This window comes from Amycolatopsis sp. NPDC059657 (assembly GCF_042734395.1).
In the GTDB taxonomy this organism is placed as follows: Bacteria; Actinomycetota; Actinomycetes; order Mycobacteriales; family Pseudonocardiaceae; genus Amycolatopsis.
In genome coordinates, this window is sequence record NZ_JBHWEB010000002.1 from 24,896 (window position 1) to 42,224 (window position 17,329).

Annotated in this window: 19 protein-coding genes and 1 pseudogene; 11 read left to right on the forward strand and 9 right to left on the reverse strand. The window is 66.7% G+C overall.

Translation table 11 applies throughout. The features are described 5' to 3' along the window. Positions 1-113: 113 nt before the first annotated feature. Together ACFV15_RS01355 and ACFV15_RS01360 are read right to left on the reverse strand one after the other, a co-directional pair. On the reverse strand, positions 114-698 hold the full coding sequence (locus ACFV15_RS01355) for an SCP2 sterol-binding domain-containing protein (RefSeq protein WP_378348280.1): 585 nt from the start codon (positions 696-698) through the stop codon (positions 114-116). Between the two features lie 71 nt (positions 699-769). Further along, a pseudogene (locus ACFV15_RS01360) lies at positions 770-1,105 on the reverse strand (SCP2 sterol-binding domain-containing protein); the annotation flags it as partial. A 158-nt stretch (positions 1,106-1,263) separates the two neighbouring features. On the opposite strand from ACFV15_RS01360, the gene ACFV15_RS01365 reads away from it, so the two are divergent. Beyond that, complete coding sequence (locus ACFV15_RS01365; RefSeq protein ID WP_378348136.1) at positions 1,264-1,929, forward strand: TetR/AcrR family transcriptional regulator; 666 nt, start codon at positions 1,264-1,266, stop codon at positions 1,927-1,929. Here the strand turns inward: ACFV15_RS01365 and ACFV15_RS01370 are convergent. Both ACFV15_RS01370 and ACFV15_RS01375 read right to left on the reverse strand, forming a co-directional pair. Next, positions 1,912-2,754, reverse strand: coding sequence for a MaoC family dehydratase (locus tag ACFV15_RS01370; protein ID WP_378348137.1), 843 nt, complete (start codon positions 2,752-2,754; stop codon positions 1,912-1,914). The genes ACFV15_RS01365 and ACFV15_RS01370 overlap by 18 nt on opposite strands. Beyond that, on the reverse strand, positions 2,754-4,091 hold the full coding sequence (locus ACFV15_RS01375) for a 3-oxoacyl-ACP reductase (RefSeq protein WP_378348138.1): 1,338 nt from the start codon (positions 4,089-4,091) through the stop codon (positions 2,754-2,756). Before ACFV15_RS01375 ends, ACFV15_RS01370 begins: the two co-directional genes overlap by 1 nt. 94 nt (positions 4,092-4,185) lie before the next feature. Here ACFV15_RS01375 and ACFV15_RS01380 point away from each other — a divergent pair, with 94 nt between their 5' ends. From ACFV15_RS01380 to ACFV15_RS01390, 3 genes are all read left to right on the forward strand, one after another. Continuing rightward, positions 4,186-5,475 carry an acetyl-CoA C-acetyltransferase gene (locus ACFV15_RS01380; protein WP_378348139.1) on the forward strand — a complete coding sequence of 430 codons (1,290 nt, stop codon included), beginning with the start codon at positions 4,186-4,188 and terminating at the stop codon, positions 5,473-5,475. A 52-nt stretch (positions 5,476-5,527) separates the two neighbouring features. Next, positions 5,528-6,481 carry an ATP-binding cassette domain-containing protein gene (locus ACFV15_RS01385; protein WP_378348140.1) on the forward strand — a complete coding sequence of 318 codons (954 nt, stop codon included), beginning with the start codon at positions 5,528-5,530 and terminating at the stop codon, positions 6,479-6,481. 204 nt (positions 6,482-6,685) lie between these two features. Beyond that, a complete protein-coding gene (locus ACFV15_RS01390) occupies positions 6,686-7,489 on the forward strand; it encodes an ABC transporter permease (protein WP_378348141.1) in 804 nt (267 codons plus the stop codon). A gap of 66 nt (positions 7,490-7,555) precedes the next feature. Here ACFV15_RS01390 and ACFV15_RS01395 read toward each other — a convergent pair whose 3' ends face one another. Both ACFV15_RS01395 and ACFV15_RS01400 read right to left on the reverse strand, forming a co-directional pair. Beyond that, positions 7,556-8,041, reverse strand: coding sequence for a DoxX family protein (locus ACFV15_RS01395; RefSeq protein ID WP_378348142.1), 486 nt, complete (start codon positions 8,039-8,041; stop codon positions 7,556-7,558). A gap of 119 nt (positions 8,042-8,160) precedes the next feature. Further along, positions 8,161-9,192, reverse strand: a complete 1,032-nt coding sequence (locus ACFV15_RS01400) for a glycerophosphodiester phosphodiesterase family protein (RefSeq protein ID WP_378348143.1) — start codon at positions 9,190-9,192, stop codon at positions 8,161-8,163. A 71-nt stretch (positions 9,193-9,263) separates the two neighbouring features. Here ACFV15_RS01400 and ACFV15_RS01405 point away from each other — a divergent pair, with 71 nt between their 5' ends. The 5 genes from ACFV15_RS01405 (at position 9,264) to ACFV15_RS01425 (ending at position 13,148) form a co-directional block, all read left to right on the forward strand. Continuing rightward, positions 9,264-10,019, forward strand: coding sequence for a MerR family transcriptional regulator (locus ACFV15_RS01405; RefSeq protein ID WP_378348144.1), 756 nt, complete (start codon positions 9,264-9,266; stop codon positions 10,017-10,019). Positions 10,020-10,114: 95 nt separating this feature from the next. Beyond that, the gene (locus tag ACFV15_RS01410; protein ID WP_370945724.1) at positions 10,115-11,311 is read left to right on the forward strand and encodes an AAA family ATPase; all 1,197 of its coding nucleotides are present in this window, start codon (positions 10,115-10,117) and stop codon (positions 11,309-11,311) included. A gap of 250 nt (positions 11,312-11,561) precedes the next feature. Further along, on the forward strand, positions 11,562-11,711 hold the full coding sequence (locus ACFV15_RS01415) for a hypothetical protein (RefSeq protein ID WP_176968572.1): 150 nt from the start codon (positions 11,562-11,564) through the stop codon (positions 11,709-11,711). A 225-nt stretch (positions 11,712-11,936) separates the two neighbouring features. Beyond that, the gene (locus ACFV15_RS01420) at positions 11,937-12,866 is read left to right on the forward strand and encodes a GNAT family N-acetyltransferase (protein ID WP_378348145.1); all 930 of its coding nucleotides are present in this window, start codon (positions 11,937-11,939) and stop codon (positions 12,864-12,866) included. Between the two features lie 3 nt (positions 12,867-12,869). Then, a complete protein-coding gene (locus tag ACFV15_RS01425; protein ID WP_378348146.1) occupies positions 12,870-13,148 on the forward strand; it encodes a hypothetical protein in 279 nt (92 codons plus the stop codon). On the opposite strand, the gene ACFV15_RS01430 is transcribed toward ACFV15_RS01425, so the two are convergent. Next, positions 13,126-13,701, reverse strand: coding sequence for a peroxidase-related enzyme (locus ACFV15_RS01430; RefSeq protein ID WP_378348147.1), 576 nt, complete (start codon positions 13,699-13,701; stop codon positions 13,126-13,128). The genes ACFV15_RS01425 and ACFV15_RS01430 overlap by 23 nt on opposite strands. Positions 13,702-13,776: 75 nt before the next feature. Between ACFV15_RS01430 and ACFV15_RS01435 the strand changes: the two genes are divergently transcribed. Further along, positions 13,777-14,133 carry a YciI family protein gene (locus ACFV15_RS01435; protein WP_378348148.1) on the forward strand — a complete coding sequence of 119 codons (357 nt, stop codon included), beginning with the start codon at positions 13,777-13,779 and terminating at the stop codon, positions 14,131-14,133. A 1-nt stretch (position 14,134) separates the two neighbouring features. After that, positions 14,135-15,316, forward strand: a complete 1,182-nt coding sequence (locus tag ACFV15_RS01440; protein ID WP_378348149.1) for an RNA polymerase sigma factor — start codon at positions 14,135-14,137, stop codon at positions 15,314-15,316. Here the strand turns inward: ACFV15_RS01440 and mctP are convergent. Then, positions 15,313-16,956, reverse strand: coding sequence for a monocarboxylate uptake permease MctP (mctP, locus tag ACFV15_RS01445; protein WP_378348150.1), 1,644 nt, complete (start codon positions 16,954-16,956; stop codon positions 15,313-15,315). The two genes, ACFV15_RS01440 and mctP, sit on opposite strands and share 4 nt — an antisense overlap. Continuing rightward, positions 16,953-17,228: a DUF3311 domain-containing protein gene (locus tag ACFV15_RS01450; RefSeq protein WP_378348151.1), complete on the reverse strand. Its 276-nt coding sequence runs from the start codon at positions 17,226-17,228 to the stop codon at positions 16,953-16,955. Before ACFV15_RS01450 ends, mctP begins: the two co-directional genes overlap by 4 nt. Positions 17,229-17,329 lie beyond the last annotated feature (101 nt).

Consider the following 17,329-nt stretch of genomic DNA (forward strand, 5'->3'; position numbering starts at 1 on the left):
GCCCCCCCCCTCGCCCCCCCTGCCCCCCCCGTTAATCCAGGCCGCATTCTTTTTCGGATAAAACGGCGTGGTGTTTGACCCCTTGTTTTACACCCGTCGGGAACACTCACGACCTAGCCAGGCTTCGGGATGTCGAAGTAGCTGCTGAAGCGGACCGCGGGCGCGTACTCGCCCTTCACCTTCACCTTGCCGGTGACGAACATGGCCGCGACGGCCGCGTTGCCGGTGGCCATGCGGATGAAATCCTCGACGGAAAGGGTGATCGTGGTGTCGGGGGCGCGGCCGAGATCGACGCTGGAAACGCAGACGCCGTCCTCGATGACCGTCTGAAAACGGTCGAAGCCGTCTTCACCGGAACCCTCGAGAAATCGCCATGAGACGACGAAGTTGACGTGCCTGGCTTTGTCCTCCATGAATTGGTCGGACATTCGCCGGAAAATCTCGTCGAGGAATACGCCACGCAACTCGGGGTGGTCGGCGATGGCCTTGATCTGCTCGCGGGACGCGCGGCTGACGATGTCGACGAGCACCTCGGTCGACAGAGAGCTGAGCTCGACGCCGGAGCCGGTACTTCCGAGCATGTGCAAGGTTTCCAGCACCTGCGTGAACTGTTCCGGCGTCAGCTTGGCCAGGTCGATCTTCTGGGCGAACGCGTTGACGGCGTGCTGGCCGCCGATGCGGGCCGCGGTAGCCCTCAGCGGGCGCGAAAAGCGCTGCCGCCAGGTCCTTACTTCTCCTCGGGAGGGCACGGGATCGGAGTCTAGGAGATTCATTCCGATTTCGGAAGCTGGAAGAAACCGCTTAAACCGGCCGCGAAAGCCAGGTCACCTTTGATTTTGATCTTTCCGGTGACAAATAGCACAGCGGGGGTCGCTTGACGGGTGACCAGCTTGAGGAAATCGGACGGCGCGAGGGTGATGGTCACCCTCGGCTGCTCGCCCATCTCGCGGCGCACCGTGCACGCGCCGTCCGCCAGCACGGTCTCGTAGCGGTCGTAGCCGCCCTCACCTGATCCGCCGGTGAGCCGCCAGCGGACTACCACGGCCAAATCCCGCGCACGGTCACGGTCGAGGTGCGCGTCCATCCGGTCGAAGATCTCATCGAGTTCGGCACGGGTCACCTTGGCGTCGTCAGTCTTGCCCACCCTTACAACCTACTCACGCGTAAGGCTACGCGCGAGTAGGTAGGGACGGCAAGCGAGCCGGAGACCCCTTTGGCACCGAATGACCGGTAGCTTTGTCCCTTGCATGAAGGAGGTCCCCGGTGTCCGAGGAAGTACAACGTCCACCCGAACGGGCGAGGCGCCTGCCCCGCGCGGTGCGTGAGCGGCAGATTTTGGACGCCGCCGTGCAGGTTTTCTCGCGCTATGGCTACCACTCCGCGTCGATGGACGAGATCTCCGAGGTCGCCGGCGTCTCCAAGCCGATGATCTACACCTATCTCGGGTCGAAGGAAGATCTCTTCGGCCAGTGCATCCGCCGCGAGGCGACGCGACTGCTCGAAGCCGTCCAGGCCGGCGTGCACCCCGAGCTGCCGCCGGACATGCAGCTTTGGCATGGCCTGCGCGCGTTCTACCGGTTCGTCGCCGACTATCGCGAGTCGTGGACCGTGCTGCACCGCCAGGCGCTGACCGTCGGCGGCGCGTTCGCGGCCGAGGTCGTCGACATGCGCACGCGCGCCATCGAACTGGTCGCGGCGCTCGTCGTGTCCGCGGGCACGCAGAAGGGACTCGGCGAGCAGGCCGAGTTCTCCGGTGAGGGCCTCGCGGCCGCGCTGGTCGGCGGGGCCGAGTCGCTCGCCGATTGGGCGCTCGACCACCCCGACGTCTCCGACGGCGTGCTCGCGTCCTGGCTGATGAACCTGGTGTGGCTCGGGTTCAACGACCTTGTCGAGGGTCAGGTCTGGAAGCCGTCAGAGACGAACGATTGAGCCTTCGAGGTGCGGCTTCGGCTTTCGGGCGTTCCACAGCTCGAACGCCCAGCCCTCATCGGTGTGCCATGAGGTGAAAGCCGCCTTCGCGGGCAGCAGCACCGGCTGCTTGAAGCGCACGTCAACGATGAACGCCTCCGGCAGCCTGCCTTCGAAGGCCGCGAGACTACGCGCCTTCGTCCACATGCCGTGCGCGATGGCCGACGGGAAGCCGAACAGCTTCGCGGTGACCGCGTGCAGGTGGATCGGGTTGCGGTCGCCGGAAACCTCGGCGTAGCGCCTGCCGATGTCGCCGGGCACCTGCCAGATCGCGCTCGGCGAAGGCGCCGCGAGCTGCTCACGCGGTCCGGAACCGGAGCCGCCTCCACGCCGCAGGTAGGTGCTCACGTCCGTCCACACGGGACTGTCGTGCACCGTGAGCTCACTGATCACGTCGAACTGTCGGCCTTTTTCGTGCGGACGCAGGTTCTCCGCGCGCACGCGAAGTGTGAACGTCTCGTCGATGCGCACCGGCCGGTGCTGGGTGATCCGGTTCGCCACGTGCACCATGCCGAGCAGGCCGAACGGGAAGTCCCGCTCGGTCATCAACGCCATCTGCAGCGGGAAAGCCAGAATGTGCGGGTAAGTCGCGGGTAACTCGTCGGTCAGCCGGAAACCGCAGACCTGGTTGTACGCCGCGAGATGCGCCGGGTCGACGACCACGCCGGTACGCACGAACTCCGTACCCGGCAAGCGATCGCCCTCGGATCCGAAGACGCTGCCGAGCAACGCCTTCGGGTACAGCGACGAAAGCGACGGGGTGGTGTCGAGCTCCTTGACGCTCATCACGCCCCCAGCAAAGCCTGGCCGCAGACACGGACCACGTTGCCGTTGACCCCGGCGGACGCCGGATTCGCGTACCAGGCAATGGTTTCGGCGACGTCGACCGGCAGGCCGCCCTGGCCCAGGCTCGCGAGACGCCGCCCGGCCTCGCGGATGAACAACGGCACGGCGGCGGTCATCTTGGTCTCGATGAACCCCGGCGCGACGGCGTTGATCGTACCGCCGTAGGCCGCCAGCTCTCCGGCGCCGACGTTCACCATGCCGATCACGCCCGCCTTGCTGGTGGCGTAGTTGGTCTGGCCGACGTTGCCCGCGATACCGGCGATCGACGAGACGCCGATGATCCGGCCGTTCTCCTTGAGCACCTTGCCGTCGATGAGCTTGTCGTTGACCGCGAGCTGCGAAGCCAGGTTGACGGCGATGACCGAGTCCCAGCCGCCCTCGTTCATGTTGCCGAGTGTCTTGTCCCTGGTGATGCCCGCGTTGTGCACGACGATGTCGACGCCGTCGTGTCGCGTGGTCAGGTACTCGGCGAGCTTCTCCGGCGCGTCGGCCGCGGTGATGTCGAGCTGCAGCGAGGAGCCGCCGACCTTGTTGGCCACCTTGGACAGGTCAGCGCCCTGCGCGGGGATGTCCAGCGCGACGACGTGCGCGCCGTCGCGGGCGAGCACCTCGGCGATGGCCGCGCCGATGCCGCGGGAGGCGCCGGTCACCAGCGCGACCTTGCCGTCGAGCGGCTTGTCCCAGTTCGCGGGCGCGGTCGCCGTCTTGGTGTGTGTGCCGACGCGGATGACCTGGGCGTCCACGAACGCCGACTTGGCCGAGAGCAGGAAGCGCATGGTCGACTCGGCCGCCTCTTCGGCGCCCTCGGCGACGTAGACGAGCTGAGCGGTCGCGCCGCGCTTGAGCTCCTTGCCGACCGAGCGGACGAACCCTTCGAGCGCGCGCTGTGCGATGCGCTCGCGGCCTTCCGCCAGCTCAGGAGGGGTGCCGAGGACGACAACCCGGCCGGACGCGCCGACGCTGCGGATCACCGGGTGGAAGAACTTGTAGACCTCACGCAGTTGCTTCGGGTCCGTCACGCCGGTCGCGTCGAAGACCAGCGCGGCGTGTTTTCCTTCCGCCGGGCTGGTGACGACCTCTATACCGGCGTCGGCGAGCTGATCGCGAAGAGTCTTCTCAAGGCGTCCACCGGGCGCGGCGCCGAGAAGTGCGGGACCCTCTAGAGCGGGTTGGCCGGGCTTGTAGCGGCGCAGGGTCGCTGGGTTCGGGAGGCCGAGTTTGGGCACCACGAACCGCCCCACCGGGGTTTTCGTGAACTGCTGATACCTGTCAGCCATCAGTTGCCTCCCGTGCCGCGTGCGTCACTTCGCAGTCTAACCTACTCGGGAGTAGGTTACAGTGTGATCCAGGACGACCAGAGAGGTGAACACCATGGCCACGAGGAAAGCGTCACCGGTACGCAAGGTCGCGATCATCGGTGGCAACCGGATCCCCTTCGCGCGCTCGAACGGGCCGTACGCGAAGGCGTCGAACCAGGACATGTTCACCGCCGCGCTCGACGGGCTGGTCAGCCGGTTCTCCCTGCAGGACGAGGTGATCGGCGAGGTCGCGGCCGGCGCGGTTCTCAAGCACTCCAAGGACTTCAACCTCGCGCGGGAGAGCGTGCTCGGCAGCCGCCTCAGCCCGGCGACGCCCGCGTCCGACGTGCAGATGGCGTGCGGCACCGGCCTGCAGGCGATCATCAACGTCGCCAACAAGATCGCGCTCGGGCAGATCGACTCGGCCATCGCGGGCGGTGTCGACACCACGAGCGACGCGCCGCTGGCCGTCAACGACGACCTGCGTCAGATCCTGGTCCGGCTCAACGCCGCCAAGACGCTCGGCGACCGGCTGAAGCTGGTCGCGAAGCTGCGTCCCGGCCACATCGTGCCGGAGATCCCACGTAACTCGGAGCCGCGCACCGGCCTTTCGATGGGCGAGCACGCCGCGCTCACCGCGAAGGTTTGGGAAATCACTCGCGAGGCGCAGGACGAGTTGGCCGCGACAAGCCATCAGAGGCTTGCTGCCGCTTACGACAATGGCTTCTTCGACGATCTCGTTACGCCGTTCCTTAAGCTCTCGCGCGACCAGAACCTGCGCGCAGACTCGACGGCTGAGAAGCTTGCGAAGCTCAAGCCCGCTTTCGGTGGCCCGGACGGCACGATGACCGCAGGCAACTCGACGCCACTGTCCGATGGCGCGTCGACTGTACTGCTCGGCACCGAGGAATGGGCCAAGGCGCACAAACTCCCGGTGCTGGCTTACCTGACGTTCTCGCAGACCGCGGCCGTCGACTACGTGCATGGCGACGAGGGTCTGCTCATGGCGCCCGCGTACGCGGTGCCGAAGATGCTCGCGCGTGCGGGATTGTCGTTGCAGGACTTCGACTTCTACGAGATCCACGAGGCGTTCGCGTCGCAGGTGCTCGCGACCCTGAAGGCATGGGAAGACCCGGCCTTCACCAAGGAGAAGCTCGACCTCGACGCGCCCCTTGGGTCGATCGATCGGGCGAAGTTGAACGTCAACGGGTCCTCGCTCGCGGCGGGGCATCCGTTCGCCGCGACCGGCGGCCGCATCGTCGCGACGCTCGCGAAGTTGTTGCACGAAAAGGGATCCGGCCGTGGCTTGATTTCCATCTGCGCCGCGGGCGGGCAGGGCGTCACGGCGATACTGGAGCGGTAAGGGAATAAACCCGAGTGCGTTTTGTCGGGGTCGAGGTCTAGCGTGTCGCCCTATGGTGGCAGTGCGCGCGAAAGCGCTGGTCAAGACCTACGGGTCCACACGCGCGCTCGATGGGGTCGATCTGGAGATCCCCTCGGGCAAGGTGCTGGGACTGCTTGGTCCCAACGGCGCCGGGAAGACGACGACCGTACGCATCCTGACCACGCTGCTTCGCCCGGATTCGGGCGAAGCGGAGGTGGCCGGGCATGACGTGCTGGCCGATCCGGACTCCGTCAGGCGCGCGATCGGGCTGTCCGGTCAGTACGCGGCGGTCGACGAGAACCTGACCGGGTTCGAAAACCTGTACATGGTCGGGCGGCTCTACGGCAGCAAGAAGCCGGCCGCCAAGGCCCGCGCGCGTGAGCTGCTCGCGCGGTTCCGGCTGGAGGACGCGGCCGACCGCCCGGCGAAGACATACTCGGGCGGCATGCGCAGGCGGCTCGACCTCGCCGGCGCGCTGGTCGCCGAGCCGACCGTGGTCATCCTGGACGAGCCGACCACCGGGCTCGACCCGCGCGGCCGCATCGACACCTGGGAAGTGATCAAGGAACTGGTCGCCGACGGCACCACCGTGCTGCTCACCACCCAGTACCTGGAAGAGGCCGATCAGCTCTGCGACTCGATCGTGGTGATCGACAAGGGCAAGGTCATCGCGCGCGGCACGGCCGACGAGCTCAAGAACCAGATCGGCGGCGAGCGGCTCGAGCTCGTCGTCGCCTCGCCTGACGACATCCCGGCGACCGTGCGGGTGCTCACCGAGGTCGGCAGCGGCACCCCGTCGACGGACACGCACACCCGCAAGGTCGACGTACTGGTCGAAGGCGGTCCGAAGGCGCTCATCGAGGCATTGCGCCAGCTCGACGGACTGGGCGTCACCGTGCAGGACGTCGCGCTGCACCGGCCGACCTTGGACGACGTGTTCCTTTCGCTCACCGGACACGCCACCGACGAGGGGGAACACAAGTGAGCAGCGTGGCCAAGGCTTTCTCGGATCGACGGGCCGAGCATCACCTGGCGAAACCTCAAGAACGTCCAGCGCACCCCCGACCGACTGAGGGGGAACACAAGTGAGCAACGTGGCCAAGGCTTTCTCAGATCGACGGGCCGAGCATCACCTGGCGAAACCTCAAGAACGTCCAGCGCACCCCCGACCGACTGAGGGTGGATACGAATGAGCAGCGTGACCAAGGCTTTCTCAGATGGTGGCGTGATCACCTGGCGAAATCTCAAGAACGTCCAGCGCAACCCGGACTGGCTGATGGCGGCGACGCTGCAGCCGATCATGTTCGTGCTGCTCTTCGCGTATGTCTTCGGCGACGCGATCGGCGGCTCGGCGGGCGGCGCGGCGTATCGCGAGTTCCTGATCGCGGGCATCTTCGCGCAGACCGTCGCGTTCAACTCGGCGTTCACCGTCATCGGGTTCGCGAACGACCTGCAGAAGGGCATCATCGACCGCTTCCGCTCGCTGCCGATCTCCCGGTTGGCCGTGATCTTCGGTCGTACCACCTCGGACCTGGTGGTCAGCGTGGTCGCGCTGATCGTCATGTCGCTGTGCGGCCTGCTGGTCGGCTGGCGGATCCGCGGCAGCTTCCTCGACGCGGTGCTCGGCTACCTGGTGATGCTGATGTTCGCGTGGGCGCTGTCCTGGGTCGGCGCGTGGATCGGCCTGGTCGCGCGCAGCGTCGAGGTCGCCCAGAGCGCGGGCCTGATGTGGATGTTCCCGCTGAGCTTCATCTCGACGGCCTTCGTCCCCGCCGACAAACTGCCAGGCGTCCTCAAGGCGATCGCGGACTGGAACCCGTTCACCGCGGTCATCAACTCGGCCCGTGACCTCTTCGGCAACCGGTTCGGCGCCCCGCCGACCGGCTGGCCCGCCGAGCACGCGTCCCTCTACTCGATCCTGTGCTGCGTCGTGATCATCGCGATCTTCGCCCCGCTGGCCACCGCCCGCTACAAAAAGGTCGCCAGCCGCTAGACCCAACAAAATCCCCAGTGCGTCTTTCGGTCCTTGGTAGGGACCGAAAGACGCACTGGGGATTTTTTACTTGCTGAGGGCCTTTTCGGCGCGCTTCTCGGCTTTTTTGGCGGCGCGGCGGGCGCGCCAGCCGAGGGAGGGCTTGCCGGCGGTGTCGCCGACCGCGAGGAGGAGGCCGCCGGCGAGGCTGGCGTTCTTGATGAACTGGGTCTGCTGGTTGGCGCGCTCGGCCGGGTCCTTGATCTCCCAGAAGCGGTGCGTGGCCAGCGTGGTCGGGACCAGGCTCCCGAACAGGGCGAGAGCGGCGAGCCGCGGCGCCTTGCCGGAAGCGAGTGCGAGGCCGGCGCCGATCTTCACGGCCGCGTCGAGGCGGACGAGGGTGGCCGGGTCGCGGGGTACCGACTCGGGGACGATGCCCTCGAGCTTGTCGAAGGTGTCGGTCAGGAAGGGTTCCGCCGCCTTCGCGTGTCCCTGAGCGTCCCGGAGCGCGTTGATGCCGCCGAAGACGAAGATCGAAGCGAGCAGTGGACGTGCGACACGACGGAGTATCACGGTCCTGCCTTTCTCTGGTGCGGATGTGTTCCCGAAGTTACGCCCAGAATGCCCACGCGTCCTGGTCTCCAACCACGCTACCGCCGTATCCGGCTATCTAGCTTGAACGCTATAAAGAGCTAGCAAGCGGGATAGGCCCTCGGCAGCCGGAAGCCACGCGCGGCCGCGATGTCGCGGAGCTGATCCGGGTAGTCGGTGATGATGCCGTCGACGCCGTCGTCGATGAGCTTGTTGGACGTCGCCACGTCGTCGATCGTCCAGGGGATGACCTTGATCCCGGCCCGGTGCGCCTCGTCTACCAGCGCCTTCGTGGTGAACGGCTGGTAATTGGGGTCGCCGGCGTGGCCGCCCTGCGGGTTGCCGTGGACCGGCGACAACGCGGAGGCGCCGAACGATTTGACCGCTCGAACCGGGCTGCCGCCGAAATCGTCGATGTCGAGCCCGCCGAGCCACGGCGACTTGCCGGGCTGGCCGACCTGGAGGAACTCCGGCTGGGTCAGCGCGACCGTCGGGATCCACGGCGCGGCCTTGCGCATGAGCATCAAGGCGCCCCAGTCGAAGCTCTGGACTGTGACGTTGCGCGCGAAGCCGGAGCGCGAGATCTCCTGCACCGCGCGGCTGACGAACTGCTCACGCGGCGCGGTCTCCTGTGGCGCGGCCGCCTCGACCTTGGTCTCGATGTTGAACTTCAGGCCCCACGCACGGTGCTCGCGCGCGAGCTGGAACAGCTCCGCGAGCGTCGGCATCTTGGCGCCGGGCGAGAGCGTCTGGTTGGGGAAGTTGGGCTGCCGGATCGAGCCGCAGTCGAGCGTGCGGACCTGCGCGAACGTCAGGTCTTTGACGTACTTGCCGACATAGGGGAACGCCGGGTCGCCCGGCGTCGCCGGCGCGGTGTCCTTGCACTTCGCGGCCGTCGTCTTGCGGTCGTGCGTGATCACCTCACGGCCGTCCTTGGTGATCTGGAGGTCCAGCTCCAGCGTGGTGACGCCGAGTTCCATCGCCTTGCCGAAGGACGCGAGCGTGCTCTCCACGGTGAGCCCGATGCCGCCGCGGTGCGCCTGGATGTCGAACTGCCGTCGCGGATGCGCGTCGGCGACACCCACCAAGGTCGTCGTGAGCAGGCCGGTCAATGCCAGCGCGAGTGTCTTCATGAGTGAACGGTGTCACCGCCGGGTGAATTCGGATTGACCTTGACGCAACGTCAACCTCTACCGTCGTAGACGTGCCGAACGAGAAGGAGTGGTCGATCCAGGACATCGCCCGCTCAGCCGGGACCACGAGCCGCACGCTGCGCCACTACGGCGACATCGGGCTGCTCGAACCCAGCCGCGTCGGAAGTAACGGTTACCGCTACTACGACCAGGACGCGCTCGTCCGCTTGCAGCGGATCCTGCTCCTCCGGGAGCTGGGACTCAGCCTGCCGTCGATCGCCGAGGTGCTCGAGGGGGAGCAGAACACCGCGGCGGCGTTGCGGGCGCATCTGAAGTGGCTGGAAGACGAGCGACGGCGGCTCGGACGGCAGATCGAGTCGGTCAAGACGACTCTGCGGAAAACGGAGGGAGGTGAACAACTGATGGCAGACGAGATGTTCGACGGCTTCGATCACACGGAGCACGAGAAGGAGGTCACCGAGCGCTGGGGAGCCGAGGCCTACCGCAAGGGGGATCAGTGGTGGAAGTCGCTGACCGCCGAGGAGAAGAAGGCGCACCAGCAGCTCCAGGTCGACATCGCGGCCGACTTCGGCCGGGCGAAGCTCGACGGCCTGACGGTCGACAGCACCGAGGTCCAGGCGATCACCGGGCGGCTGCACGACTGGCTGCGCGGACCGGTCGGGACCGTGTCGAAGGAGTACTTCGCCGGGCTGGGCCAGCTGTACGTCGACGACCCGCGCTACGGGCAGTACGACGAGAAGCAAGGCCCGGGCACGGCTGAGTTCATGCGCGACGCGATGAAGGTCTACGCGGAGCGGAACCTTTAAGAAGGCCGGGGCTGCAGACCCGGCTTCACCCGACACGCCTAGTGCTATCTCGCGGATTATCGGGCTGACGCTAGAAACCCCGATAGCTTGTTAGCGTGGATCCCATCCGCAACCCCTTCGCCCCGGGCGCCGGTCAACGGCCACCCGAGCTGGCCGGTCGCGAGCGCGAGCTCAAGGCGTTCGAAGTAGTTCTCGAACGCGTCGCGCGGGGACGTCCCGAACGAAGCCTGGTGCTGACCGGGCTGCGTGGCGTCGGCAAGACCGTGTTGCTGGGCGAGCTGCGGTCGATGGCGATCAAACACGGCTGGGGCGCCGGCAAGATCGAAGCCCGCCCGGACGCCGAACTCCGCAGGCCGCTGTCCGCGGCGCTGCACCGAGCCATCCGCGACCTCGCTGTCCGGCATCGCGCGCCGGACCGGGTCGAAGAGGTGTTGGGCGTGCTGAAAGCGTTTGCGCTCAAGGCCAACAAGCCGGACGCGAAGCTGCGCGAGCGCTGGCAGCCGGGCATCGACGCGCCGGCCGCGGTCGGCCGCGCGGATTCCGGGGACATCGAGATCGACCTGGTGGAGCTGTTCACCGAGGTCGCCGAGCTGGCGTCGGACGTCGGCACCGGCGTCGCGCTGCTCATCGACGAGATCCAGGACCTCATGCCGGACGACGTGTCCGCGCTGTGCGCCGCCTGTCATGAGCTGTCGCAGTCGAACGCGCCGTTCGTCGTGGTCGGCGCCGGGCTGCCGCACGTGCCCGCGGTGCTCTCGGCTTCGAAGTCGTACTCGGAGCGGCTGTTCCGCTATGCCCGTATCGACCGGCTCGAACGTGAGGACGCGGACCGCGCGGTGCTCGCGCCGATCGAGCGCGAGGACGCGGGCATCGAACTCGAGGCGCTCGACGCGCTCTTCGACGCTTCCGGCGGCTACCCGTATTTCATCCAGGCCTACGGCAAGGCGGCTTGGGACGCGGCTCCAGCCGATCCGATCACGGTCAAAGACGTCCAGATGGCGGCGCCGGAGGCGGAGTCGGAGCTCGCGGTGGGCTTCTTCGGCTCGCGCTACGAGCGCGCGACGCCTGCCGAGCGCGAGTACCTGCTCGCGATGGCGGAACTGACCCAGGGCCGCGACGAGTCGGCCGCCACCGCGGATGTCGCCGTCTACCTGGGGCGTAAGCCGTCCTCGCTGTCGCCGGCGCGTGATTCGCTCATGAAGAAGGGGCTCGTGTTCTCCGCCGAACGCGGGCACATCGCCTTCACCGTGCCGCATTTCGGTCACTACCTGCTCAAACGCGGCGACGAGTAGTCACCTGGCCGGCTTTATCCCGGTCGATACACGTACCTAGCGTTATATAGCGAATTTGCTAGATAGACGTAGGGTTGCCTAGCCGTGACCTGGACCACGAATCCGTCCGTACGAAGGCCCCTGTTTGCCGATGATTCATCGGCAGGTGCGCCAGATCACCGGATAATCGTTGGACTACTTGTGAAAAAAGGCGCATACTAGATGCACAAGCCGAGAACACCAAGAGATCCTCGAAGGGGATGCAGAACCGATGAACAACATCGCCGCCAAGCTCCGTGCCCGCCGCGCAGAGGCTCGCACTCGCCGGGCGCTGAACCGGGCGATCGACACCGCGGCCACCGCGACCGTTCGTCAGGAGCTCATCGCGATCGCCCAGGCGCGTCAGACCTTCACTCGCTGATCCACTTTCGGGTGGCCACCTTCACCCGAATGAGTGACCTAGAACACATAACGCATGGGGTGTAACGCCATTCGCTGTGGCGTCGATACCCCAGATGACCCCGTGATGCTGGCGGACCCCCGACCTGGCAGCATCACGGGGTTTCCATTTGGCACGAATTCGGTTGCGACCAGCGCTGATGCGGCGTAATGCTTGACCATGTCAACGACTTAGTTGAGGTGGTCAATGAACGACCAGCAGCTGACCGAGCGGGTCGCCACGGTCCGGGCCTTCAACCGTCTCTACACCGGCGTGATCGGCGTCCTGAACGAAGGACCGGCCGACGCCGAGTACTCCCTCAGTGAAGCGCGCGTGCTCTTCGAGCTGTCGCAGCGCGAGTCCACTCGCGTTCCTGACCTGCGCAAACGTCTCGATCTCGACGCGGGCTACGCGAGCAGGCTACTGGCACGCCTCGAATCAAGAGGCCTGCTGACCCGCGACCGCTGCGAGGACGACGCCCGGCGCCAGATCGTCCAGCTCACCGAGGCAGGCCATGCCGCGTTCCGGCTGCTCAACGAGCGGACCGTCGAGCAGATCGGCGGCCTGCTCGCCCGCTTCAGCGACCTCGAGCAACAGAAGCTGCTCGACGCGATGGGCACCATCAGCGGCCTGGTCGGCGAACGCCCGTCGAACCCCGCGCTCGTACTCCGCCCGCCACGGTCGGGTGACCTCGGCTGGGTGATCGAACGCCATGGCGCGGTCTACGCCCAGGAGTACGGCTGGGACGAGGGCTTCGAAGCGCTCGTGGCCAGGGTCGCCGCGGACTACGTCGACGGCAAGGGCACCGCGCGCCAAGCAGGCTGGATCGCCGAGCTCGACGGCGAACGGGTCGGCAGCATCTTCTGCATGCCCGGTCCGGACGCGAAGACGGCCAAGCTGCGGCTGTTGCTCGTCGAGCCACAAGCGCGCGGCTTCGGCTTGGGGAAGCGGCTCGTCGACGAGTGCGTCGCGTTCGCGCGCGCGAGCGGGTACTCGGCGATGACGCTGTGGACAGTCGATCTGCTGAGCGCGGCCAGGCACATTTACCAGCGCGCCGGGTTCCGGCTCGTCGAGCAGGAGCCGGTGCACGAGTTCGGCCATGACCTGGTCGGTCAAACCTGGCGACTGGAGTGGTGAACCATGTTCGTCGTCTATTGCCCGGTCTGTGACCGGCGGACCCTGCTCGGCGTCGACGAGGTCGACTGGGTGGAGAACCTCCAGCCGGGGATGATCTCGGTCAGCGGCCACTGCCCGCGCGGGCACGACGTGGCACTGCTGACCGGCGACAAGTTCAAGCCGAACGAGGACCCGCGCTACTACGGCCCCACGCCCAAGCTCTGGCACAAGCCCGCACGCAAGCTGGCCGCGCTGTTCGGCAAGCTGTTCCGCCGCCGCACTAACGCGGCAGCCTGCCCATGAGGAAGAACTCCGGGTTCGGCCGCAACGCGGTCAGGTGAGCCAGGCGGTTCGACATCGCGAACAACGCGGTGATCGCGCCGACATCCCAGATCTCGTCGTCGGTCAGGCCTGCCTCACGGGCGTCCGCCAGCTCGGCCTCGCCGAACGCGGCCGAGTCGTGCGCCAGCGCCAGCGCGAGGTCGACGATCGCGCGCCCGCGCTCATCGAGTTCGACCTGCCACGGGTTGCTCGAAACCCGATCGGCCAGCTCGGGATCCTTGGTTCGCACCCGCAGGATCGCGCCGTGCGCGACCACGCAGTACGTGCAGTGGTTGGCACCCGAGGTCGCGACGACGACCAGCTCACGCTCGGCCTTGGTCAGCCCGTCGGACTTGTCCATCAGCGCGTCGTGATAGTCGAGGAACGCGCGCAGCTCGGCGGGCCGATGCCCGAGCGCGCGGAAGATGTTCGGCACGAAACCGGACTTCCCGGCGATCGCGCCGATCCGTTCGCGCAGGTCGTCCGGCAGTGCTTCGGGCTCGACCACGCCGAACCGGCTCACTTCGTCGCTCATGGATTCCACCGTAGTGTCGATTTGCCGCGCGGTTGTTCGTCTAGGGACCATCAACCCAACGGAAGGAGAGCGGCCATGCCGAACTTCATCGGTTTTCTCCGTAGCACCCAGGAACGCGAAACCCAGCTCGCTCCTGGCGAGGGGCAGCGCGCGCTCGAGCGGTACATCGCGTGGAGCGAGGACCTCGAAAAGCAGGGCAAGCTGATCAGCGGTGGCGGACTCTCGCGCCGCGGCCGTGTGGTCAGGGCTGTCGACGGGGAGCTGACCTCGACCGACGGCCCGCACGCCGAAGCCGCTGAGATCGTCGGCGGGTACATCGTGATCGTGGCGAACGATCTCGACGAAGCCGAGAAGCTGTTCGGCACGCATCCGCACCTGGAGTACGGGCCGATCGAGGTGCGCAAGGTCGGCGAACGCGGGTGCGAGGACTGACATGCCCGCGTCGACGGACGGCGTGGTGGAGCATTTGTTCCGGCACAGTGCCGGGCGGATCACCGCCACGCTGCTCCGCGCGCTCGGCCCGGAACGTCTCGATCTCGCCGAGGAAGCCGTGGCCGACGCGCTGGAGCTGGCGTTGCGCACCTGGCCGCAGACCGGTGTCCCGGAGAATCCCAGCGGCTGGCTGTTCCGGGCCGCGCGCAACCGGGCGCTGGACGTGGTGCGCCGCGAGCGGACACTGCGCACGAAACTGCCGCTGCTCGCCGAACTCGACCACGTCGAGCAGACCGCGGGCGACGACGAACTCGCGCTGATGTTCCTGTGCTGCCATCCCGCGCTGCCGGTCGTTTCGCAGGTGGCGTTGACGTTGAAGACCGTCGGCGGGCTGGGGGTCACCGAGATCGCGTCGGCCTTGCTGACCAAGCCGGCGACCGTGGCGCAGCGGCTGACCAGGGCGAAGAAGTTCCTTCAGGGCAAAGAGCTCGGCCTGCCTGCCGACGACGCTCTGGAGTCGCGTGTGGACAGTGTGCTCGCGATTCTGTACCTGCTGTTCAACGAGGGCTACGACACGACCACCGGCGAAGTGGCGATCCGCGGTGAGCTGTGCGGTGAGGCGATCCGGCTGGGCAAGCTGCTGCTCGCCCAGCCGAGGACCGACCTGCCGCGCGTGCGTGCGCTGGTCGCGTTGATGTTGTTGCAGGCCAGCAGGCTGCCAGCGCGTGTCGACGCCGATGGCGACCTGCTGTTGATGGACGAACAAGACCAGTCCGAATGGGACACAGCGATGATCGCCGAAGGCACTCGGCTGTTCGAAGCCGCCTGCGTCGGCGATGAGCTGTCGGCGTATCACGTGGAAGCCGCGATCGCGCTGTGCCACAGCACGCCGCCGACGGACTGGAAGCAGGTTCTCGCGCTCTACGACCAGCTGTTACAGCTGCGGCCGTCGCCGGTCGCGCGCCTGAACCGGGCGATCGCACTGTCCATGGTGGACGGTGCGGCCGCCGGCATCGCCGAGCTGGAAAGGCTCGACCTGCCCGGCTACACGCTGCTTCCGGCCGTGCTCGGCGCGTTGTGGCTCAAGGCGGGGGATCCCGCGAGAGCCCGTGCATACAACGAAGCGGCGCTGGAGCTCCCGTGTTCGGAGCCCCAGCGCCGCTTCCTGCTACGCCGTCTTTAGTGGGCGCCCACCGCGCGAAGGTCCTTGTCGCCTTCGTCGGCGTGGTAGTCCTCCGGGTTCGTGCTGTCGGTGCCGTTGAACACCTTCATCTTCCGCGCGATCACCGTGAAGATCACCGCGACCAGCAGGTTCGCCACCAGCGCCACGAAACCGACGTAGATCTGCACCTGGGAACCCGAGAACGGGTGCCAGCCGAAGATCGACAGGTTGCCCAGCGGCAGCGCCGAACCGGCGAAGTGCTGCTTTCCGGTGGCGGGGTTGCCGATGCCGTACAGGATGATCAGGCCCCAGCCGAGCCCGACGGCCCAGCCGGCGACCAGGCCCCAGCGGTGCAGCCACCGGGTGTACAGCGAAATCGCCACCGCTGGCAGCGTCTGCAGGATCAGCACGCCGCCGATGAGCTGCAGGTCGATGGAGAACTGCGGGTCGATGAACAGGATGAACGCGACCGCGCCGAACTTCACGATCAGCGAAGCGAGCTTGGCCTGCTTCGCCTCCTGCGCGTGCGTGGCGTCCTTCTTGATGAACTCCTTGTAGATGTTGCGAGTCCACAGGTTCGCCGCGGCGATCGACATGATCGCGGCTGGCACCAGCGCGCCGATACCGATGGCCGCGAAGGCGATTCCGGCGAACCAGGCCGGGAACTGGCCGTCGAAGAGCACCGGGACGATCGTGTTCGTGTCTGGCTTGCCGGTGGCCGCGTTGTTGATCGGCTTGGCTCCCGCGCTGATCGCGAAGTAACCGAGCAGTCCGAGCAAGCCGAGCAGCAGCGAATACGCGGGCAGCGCGACCATGTTGCGCTTGATGACGCTGCGGCCACGCGAAGCGAGCACGCCGGTCAGTGAGTGCGGGTACAGGAACAACGCCAGCGCCGAACCCAGGGCCAGCGTTATGTACTGCAGCTGGTTGTTGCTGTTCAGGTAGATGCCGTCGGTCTTGGCGGGCGTCGCGTCGAACTTCGCCTTCGCGGTGTCGAAGATGTGCGCCCAGCCGCCCAGCTTGCTCGGCAGGTAGATGATCGCCGCGATGATCACCACGTAGATCAGGATGTCCTTGACGAACGCGATCAGCGCGGGCGCGCGCAGGCCGGACTGGTAGGTGTAGACCGCCAGGATGACGAAGGCGACCAGCAGCGGCAGGTGCCCGACGATGCCGGAACCGTTGAGCCCCATCGTGCGCAGCACCGACTCGAGGCCGACGAGCTGCAGCGCGATGTACGGCATGGTCGCGACGATGCCGGTGAGCGCGATCAGCAGCGCGAGCACCGGCGAGCCGAACCGGCCGCGCACGAAGTCGGCGGGCGTCACGTAGCCACGCGAGCGCGAAACCGACCACATCCGCAGCGCGGGCAGCAGCACCAGCGGGTAGGTGATGATCGTGTACGGCAGCGCGAAGAATCCCATCGCGCCCGCGCCGAAGATGAGAGCGGGTACCGCGACGAACGTGTATGCGGTGTAAAGATCACCGCCGATCAAAAACCAGGTGACCCACGAGCCGAATTTGCGGCCGCCGAGTCCCCATTCGTCCAGATGGTCGAGCGAGGCCGCCGCCTTCCAGCGGGAGGCGAGGAAACCGAGCACCGTCACCAGCAGGAAGAGCGCGGTGAAGATGATGAGTTCCGGCCACTGGATGTTGCTCACTTAGCCCCCTCGTCGAGGTCGTCGACACTCAGTTTGTCCGTACGCTCGACGGTCGGCTTGCCCTTGGTTCCCCAGTAGACGATGCCGGTCGAGATGACACCGACGAAGACGAATGCCAGCTGGAACCAGTAGAAGAAGGGCATGCCGAACAACCTCGGGTTCTCGAAGTTGAACAGCGGTGTCACCAAGATCAGCAGTGGCACGAGCAGGAACAGGTTCCACGGGCTGAACTGAAACCCGCTCACCTTTCCGCTGGACTTACCAGACGACATCGGACCTCACCTAACACTCCCGTAACCAGCGGTTAGTGCCGCTGACCCTAGAACGTAGAGGCGGTCTCGTCACGTCCGTCCTATATCGATTTGATCAGCGG